Annotated in this window: 6 protein-coding genes and 1 tRNA gene; 5 read left to right on the plus strand and 2 right to left on the minus strand. The window is 41.1% G+C overall.

What is annotated here, in order from left to right; all coding sequences use genetic code 11:
• Positions 1 to 142: 142 nt before the first annotated feature.
• Positions 143 to 736, minus strand: a complete 594-nt coding sequence (locus tag LKE01_RS11115; RefSeq protein WP_054769855.1) for an ATP-dependent Clp protease proteolytic subunit — start codon at positions 734 to 736, stop codon at positions 143 to 145.
• A 215-nt stretch (positions 737 to 951) separates the two neighbouring features.
• On the opposite strand from LKE01_RS11115, the gene LKE01_RS11120 reads away from it, so the two are divergent.
• Positions 952 to 1,884, plus strand: a complete 933-nt coding sequence (locus tag LKE01_RS11120) for a VOC family protein (protein WP_054769854.1) — start codon at positions 952 to 954, stop codon at positions 1,882 to 1,884.
• Positions 1,885 to 2,041: 157 nt separating this feature from the next.
• Here LKE01_RS11120 and LKE01_RS11125 read toward each other — a convergent pair.
• A tRNA-Arg gene (locus LKE01_RS11125) sits at positions 2,042 to 2,113 on the minus strand.
• Between the two features lie 263 nt (positions 2,114 to 2,376).
• On the opposite strand from LKE01_RS11125, the gene gap reads away from it, so the two are divergent.
• From gap to eno, 4 genes are all read left to right on the plus strand, one after another.
• Positions 2,377 to 3,387, plus strand: a complete 1,011-nt coding sequence (gene gap, locus LKE01_RS11130) for a type I glyceraldehyde-3-phosphate dehydrogenase (RefSeq protein WP_054769853.1) — start codon at positions 2,377 to 2,379, stop codon at positions 3,385 to 3,387.
• Positions 3,388 to 3,489: 102 nt separating this feature from the next.
• Positions 3,490 to 4,704 (plus strand): phosphoglycerate kinase, encoded by a 1,215-nt coding sequence (locus LKE01_RS11135; protein WP_054769852.1) that lies wholly within the window; start codon positions 3,490 to 3,492, stop codon positions 4,702 to 4,704.
• 130 nt (positions 4,705 to 4,834) lie between these two features.
• Positions 4,835 to 5,593 carry a triose-phosphate isomerase gene (gene tpiA / locus LKE01_RS11140; protein WP_054769851.1) on the plus strand — a complete coding sequence of 253 codons (759 nt, stop codon included), beginning with the start codon at positions 4,835 to 4,837 and terminating at the stop codon, positions 5,591 to 5,593.
• 102 nt (positions 5,594 to 5,695) lie between these two features.
• Positions 5,696 to 7,015, plus strand: a complete 1,320-nt coding sequence (gene eno / locus LKE01_RS11145) for a phosphopyruvate hydratase (RefSeq protein WP_056982882.1) — start codon at positions 5,696 to 5,698, stop codon at positions 7,013 to 7,015.
• The last annotated feature ends 35 nt before the right edge of the window (positions 7,016 to 7,050 follow it).

Consider the following 7,050-nt stretch of genomic DNA (forward strand, 5'->3'; position numbering starts at 1 on the left):
TAATTAACTAACTACATCTTTATTCTAGTCGGTCATTTTGCTTTTATCAATTAGGTACATTTTGAGACAAAAAAATGACCCAAATCTCATCATGAGGTTTGGGTCATTTAAATTAGAAACGTTATTTAGTTAAAAAGCCAAATTACTGTTTCTCTGCGCTGCTTGTCATGATACCATCCAAAAGTCCATAATCAACGGCTTCTTGAGCAGTGAGGTAATTATCACGCTCAGTATCCTTGTTGATCTTTTCAATTGGTTGGCCGGAATTCTCGGCTAAGAGATTATTGATCATCTTACGAGCTTTTAAAATTTCTTCGGCAGCAATTTCAATTTCGGTTTGTTGACCTTGAGCACCACCAGATGGTTGGTGAATCAAGACTTGGGCATGTGGCAATGCAAATCGCTTACCCTTTGCTCCAGAAGAAGCAAGAACGGAAGCCATTGATGCAGCCATTCCCATAACGATTGTCTGAACATCTGCTTTAACAAAGTTCATTGTATCGTAAATGGCCATGCCTGAGGTGATAACACCACCAGGTGAGTTAATGTAAAGGTAAATATCTTTTTCTGAGTCTTGAGCATCCAAGAAAAGTAATTGGGCAATGATCGCATTAGCCATGTCGTCTTCGATAGGGCCTGATAACATGATAATTCGGTCTTTTAGCAAACGTGAATAAATATCATACGCACGTTCACCGCCTGCGGATTGTTCAATGACGGTTGGCACTAAATTCATTCAAGATGCCTCCTTAATAGGTTTTATGAAAGATGGTATGAACCAAGTTCATGTAAATATAATAGTGTATTGGTCAAAAAAGGTCAAATATTTTGCTCAGTTAACTATTCATGTGCCATTTTTAGGGTGATAGTCATAAGTGCTTATTATAAGAAAGCGGATTCATTCGTGATACAATAGCGGTAACAAGCAAAGGATGAACCAGGAGGATAGCTATGAGGACTCATCACATTTCACTATTGACTAAAGATGCTCAGCAGAATATTGACTTTTATACTCGGGTTTTGGGCATGCGATTGGTCAAAAATACCGTTAATCAAGAAAACATTCGTATCCGCCACTTATTTTATGGAGATTATCTGGGAACGCCCGGATCAGTCGTCACCTTTTTCGTGGTGCCGTTACTTGGTCATCGAACGGATGGAAAACATTTCTTTAATAACATTAAGCTTTCGGTTCCAAATGGCAGTATTGATTTTTGGAAAGAACGGCTGAGTGAGCATTCTGTTGATACCGAAGATATTCAAAATGGCATTAAGTTTGCGGATCCTGATGGTGTCGAAGTGAAATTCCTGCAGACTTCCGAAATTTTGACTGATATGCGGGTAGTGCCTGATAACGGCATTCCGGCAGATAAGCAAATTACTCATCTGATGGGAACCGAACTTCACGTTCCGGATCCGGAAGCCACTGCCGCATTCTTCCATGATTGGTTGGGGATTCCTGTAACAAATAACGTGGTTCAATTGGAAGACCAACAATCGATTGAGCTGTTTGAAAGTGATCAGCAAGATGTCCGGACCCGGTTTGGGAGGGGAAGCATTGATCATTTTGCTCTTCAGGCACCAACCAAGGCGGATTTGTTCAAGTTCTGGGATATTGCCAAAGAACAGCATTTGAACATTGAGGAATATGCCGACCGTGGTTGGTTCAAGAGTTTGTATGTGCGTGATCCCGGTGATAACCGAGTTGAAATTGCGACAACTTCTCCAGGCTTCAGTTTGGAAGAACCCATTTTGACAATGGGGCAGGGGTTGTCACTGCCACCAAAATTTGAATCCCAGCGACAAGAGATTATGGATTTTTACGCTAAAGAAGGCGTTGATTTTACAGAAGGTGTCCGTGAACCGACTTCAGTTCCGGATTAAACCAATAAAAAGACTCGAGAAAATTGATTTCTCGAGTCTTTTTTATTGAAAGATTGTGAAGAATGACAGCCCATTATTTTCAACAAAATATTTGTGGAAAGTCATTACTAATTTCAGTAAAATGACGCTTATTAATTCCCAAAGTGGTATACAAAAATGCGCCCGGGGGGAATCGAACCCTCATTTCAAGAACCGGAATCTTACGTGCGATCCATTACACTACGGGCGCAACTTCCTATACCAATATACTAGAAAGTGAGAACATTTTCAAGCAGAAAGAAAATTTCATCGTGAAAACGTTTACTAAAATCAATTGCATTGCATTTCTCCGGTGGTCTGCTATACTCGATTTTGGGTAATATTGTATGGTTACTCGATGCGCACTTTGAACTATCGTTCACAAGGGTGCTGACTTTGTTTTCAATTCGTGGTACGATTAACACTGTACTACGTATTAATATTTTCTTATTTCCTAAAGGAGGAAAACTTAGTATGACTGTAAAAATTGGTATTAATGGTTTCGGCCGAATTGGTCGTTTGGCTTTCAAACGGATTCACGAATTGCATTCAAGCGAAATTGAAGTTGTTGCAATTAACGATTTGACTACTCCTTCAATGTTAGCTTATTTATTGAAGTATGATTCAACCCATGGACGTTTCCCTGGTGAAGTTTCAGCAACTGACAAGGGTATCGTCGTTGACGGTAAAGAAATTCCTGTATACTCAGAAAAAGATGCTGCTAACCTTCCTTGGGTAAAGAACGATGGTGTTGACTACGTACTTGAATGTACTGGTTTTTACACTTCAGAAGAAAAGGCTCAAGCACATATCAAGGCCGGTGCAAAACGTGTCTTAGTTTCAGCTCCTGCTGGTGCTGTTAAGACTGTTGTTCCTGGTGTTAACTTGGACATCCTTGATTCAAACGATGTCATTGTTTCTGCCGGTTCATGTACTACTAATTGCTTGGCACCAATGCTTTACTTCTTGAACAAAGACTTCGGTGTTAAAGTTGGTACTATGACTACTGTTCATGCATTCACTGCATCACAACAAATTCTTGATGGACCTAAGACCAAGAAGCGTCGTAACAACCGTACCGCTAGTGCTAACACTATTCCTCATTCATCAGGTGCTGCTAAAGCTATTGGCTTGGTTATCCCTGATCTTGACGGAAAAGTTATGGGTCATGCCCAACGTGTTGCCGTTGTTGATGGTTCATTAACTGAATTAGTTACTGTACTTGACAAGAAAGTTACAGCTGACGAAGTTAACGAAGCTATGAAGAAGCACACACTTAACAACGAAGCATTTGGTTACAATGCTGACGAAATCGTTTCATCAGATATCATTGATGATCCTCATGGTTCAGTATTTGACCCAACTCAAACTGAAGTTACTACTGCCGGTGACAACCAATTAGTTAAGACTGTTGCTTGGTACGATAACGAATGGGGCTTCACTTGCAACATGGTTCGTACCTTGTTGAAGTTCGCTTCACTTTAATAATTAATTCATGCAATCGGCGGAGGAGGGTGCCTTCTCCGTCTTTTGTTATCTCGGTATGTTCTACAAATCACAATCAAATGATTTTAGGAGGTTTCAAAATTGGCAAAATTAACAGTCTCTGATTTAAATCTTGAAGGTAAAAAAGTTTTGATGCGTGTCGACTTTAACGTTCCTATCAAGGATGGCGTTATTGGTGACGACAACCGTATCCAAGCCGCTTTACCAACTATTAAGTACGTATTGGATCACAAGGGTAAAGCAATCCTTTGCTCACATCTTGGCCGAATCAAGAAGGAAGACGACAAGAAGGGCCTTTCATTACGCCCAGTTGCAGAACGTCTTTCAAACTTGCTTAACAAGCCAGTAATCTTTGTTCCAGTTACTGAAGGTAAACAACTTGAAGATGCCATTAACAAGATGGATGACGGCAGTGTTCTCTTATTTGAAAACACTCGTTATGAAGATGTTGTTAACGGTGAATACGTCAAGCGTGAATCAGGTAACGATCCTAAATTAGGTGAATACTGGGCTTCACTTGCTGATGAATTCATCAACGATGCATTTGGTACTGCTCACCGTTCCCACGCTTCAAACGCCGGAATTGCTGAAGCAATGCACAAAGCTGGCAAGCCAGTTGCTGCCGGTTTCCTTATGGAAAAGGAAATCCAGTTCTTGGGTGAAGCTGTTAATAATCCAAAGCGTCCATTTGTTGCCATCCTTGGTGGTGCCAAAGTTTCTGACAAGATTGGTGTTATCGACAACTTAATCGACAAAGCCGATAAGATTATTATCGGTGGTGGAATGACTTACACATTCTACGCAGCTAAAGGCATCAAGATTGGTGACTCACTTATTGAAAAAGATAAGATTGATGTTGCCAAGCAAATCCTTGAAAAGGGTGGCGACAAGATCGTTCTCCCTGTTGATAACGTTGTTGCCAAAGCATTTAAGAACGATGCTGAACACAAAGTTGTTGAAGGAGACATTGATGACGGCTGGATGGCTTTGGATATTGGTCCTAAGTCAATTGAAGAGTTTGAGAACGTCCTTAAAGATGCCAAGACCGTTGTTTGGAACGGCCCAATGGGTGTCTTTGAAATGCCTAACTACGCTCAAGGAACCCTTCGAATTGGTAAATTCCTTGGTACATTAAGCGATGCAACAACCATTGTTGGTGGTGGTGATTCAACTGCCGCTGTTAAACAATTAGGCGTTGCTGACAAATTGACCCACATTTCTACCGGTGGTGGTGCTTCACTTCAATATCTTGAAGGTAAAACACTTCCTGGTATTGCAGCCATTGATAACAAGTAACATTGAAGGAGTCCGCTTTTTAGCGGGCTCCTTTTAAATTATTAAGAATTGGTATAGGAGAAAAATGTGGCTTTTGAAACCGGTTTTAGTTACAATGGCATTAAGTTAAAAAATGTAAAGGATGATTCGTATGAGAATTCCGTTCGTTGCGGGTAACTGGAAGATGAATTTATCAGTTGCAGAAGCCGTCAAATTTCTTCAAGATATTAAGGGCAAGCTTCCCGACCCTAAAATTACTGAGACTTGTATTGCAGCCTCGCCATTATTCCTGGAAAGTATGATCAAGGAAAATGGTGATTCACCTCTCATTATTTCAGCAGAAAATTGCTTTTATGAAGATGAGGGTGCCTATACAGGTGAGACAAGCCCCAAGGCACTTTCTGAAATGGGCGTGACCCACGTGATTATTGGTCATTCGGAACGGCGAAAATATTTCAACGAAACCGATGACATTATCAACAAAAAGGTTCACGCAGCATTTCGTAATCATCTCACGCCAATCATTTGTTGTGATGAAACGATGAGCAGACGTGAATCTGCTGATCGGATTTCATGGGTGGTTAGTCAAGTGACCAATGCCTTGAAGTCAGTGACACCAACTCAAGCAGAGAAAGTGATCGTTGCTTATGAGCCAAGCTGGGCAATTGGTAGCGGTAAGACTGCCAGCAGTGATGAAGCTGAAGAGGGCTGTTATTTGATTCGTCAGACCATCTCGGATTTGTATGGGGATGACGTGTCTGATCAGGTCCGGGTTTTGTATGGCGGCAGTGTTAACGACGATAATGCCGATGATATCCTTGCCCAAACAGATATCGACGGTGTATTAGCAGGTGGAGCCAGCTTGAAGCCGGATTCATTTTTGAAACTTGCAAACTTTTTGCAAAAATAGTTAAATTCGCCGATTTGTGTTGAAAGTTCGGCCGGAAACTAATAGAATTAAAGTTGAACCTTGTACAAAAGGTCACAACTTTCGCTAAGGAGAGAAAAAAACATGTCAATTATTTCTGATATTTATGCTCGTGAGGTTCTAGACTCTCGTGGTAACCCAACTGTTGAAGTTGAATTATATACTGAAGCAGGTGCAATGGGCCGTGGAATCGTACCTTCAGGTGCTTCAACTGGTGAACACGAAGCCGTTGAGCTCCGTGATGGTGACAAGGATCGTTACATGGGCAAAGGCGTTACAAAAGCCGTTGACAACGTTAATAACATCATCGCTAAAGAAATTGTTGGCTACGATGTTACCGACCAATTGGCTATTGATAAGGCCATGATTGAATTGGATGGTACTCCAAACAAGGGTAAGTTAGGTGCTAACACTATTTTAGGTGTTTCATTAGCTGCTGCCCGTGCTGCTGCTGACGAATTGGAAGTTCCATTGTATAACTACCTTGGTGGTTTCAATGCTCACTTACTTCCAACACCAATGCTTAACGTTATTAATGGTGGTAAGCATGCCAACAATAAGGTTGATTTCCAGGAATTCATGATCATGCCTGTTGGTGCTCCATCAATTAAAGAAGCTATCCGTTGGAGTTCTGAAACATTCCATAATTTGAAGAACTTGTTGAACGAACGCGGATACTCAACTGCTGTTGGTGATGAAGGTGGATTTGCACCTGATTTGAAGAACAACGAGGAACCATTTGAAATCCTTGTTGAAGCTATCCAACGTGCAGGTTACAAGCCAGGTAAAGACATTGCTATTGCCTTTGACTGTGCCGCATCAGAATTCTACAATACTGAAACTAAGAAGTACGACTTGAAGGGTGACGGAAAGTCATACACTGCTGATGAATTTGTTAGCTTGCTTGAAGGCATCGTTGACAAATACCCAGTTATTTCAATCGAGGATCCTCTTGATGAAAACGAATGGGCTGATTGGCAAATGGCTACTAAGCGCCTTGGCAAGAAAGTTCAAATCGTTGGTGATGACTTGTTCGTTACTAACACTGATTACCTTAAGAAAGGTATCAAGATGGGCGTTGCCAATGCTATCTTAATCAAGCTTAACCAAATCGGTACTTTGACTGAAACTGTTGAAGCCGTTGAAATGGCCAAAGAAGCAGGTTACACTGCTATCATTTCACACCGTTCTGGTGAAACTGAAGATACTACTATTGCTGACTTGGTTGTTGCTCTTAACGCTGGTCAAATTAAGACTGGTTCAATGAGCCGTGGCGAACGTATCGCTAAGTACAACCAATTGATGAGAATTGAAGACCAACTCGGTGACGTTGCCGATTACAAAGGAATTCACTCATTCTACAACTTGTCAGAACAAGCACGTCAAGACATTTTGAACAAGTAATTTTAAAAAAAGTCGCTTAGGCGGCTTTTTTTATA

This window comes from Lentilactobacillus kefiri (assembly GCF_007989105.1).
Lineage (GTDB): Bacteria > Bacillota > Bacilli > Lactobacillales > Lactobacillaceae > Lentilactobacillus > Lentilactobacillus kefiri.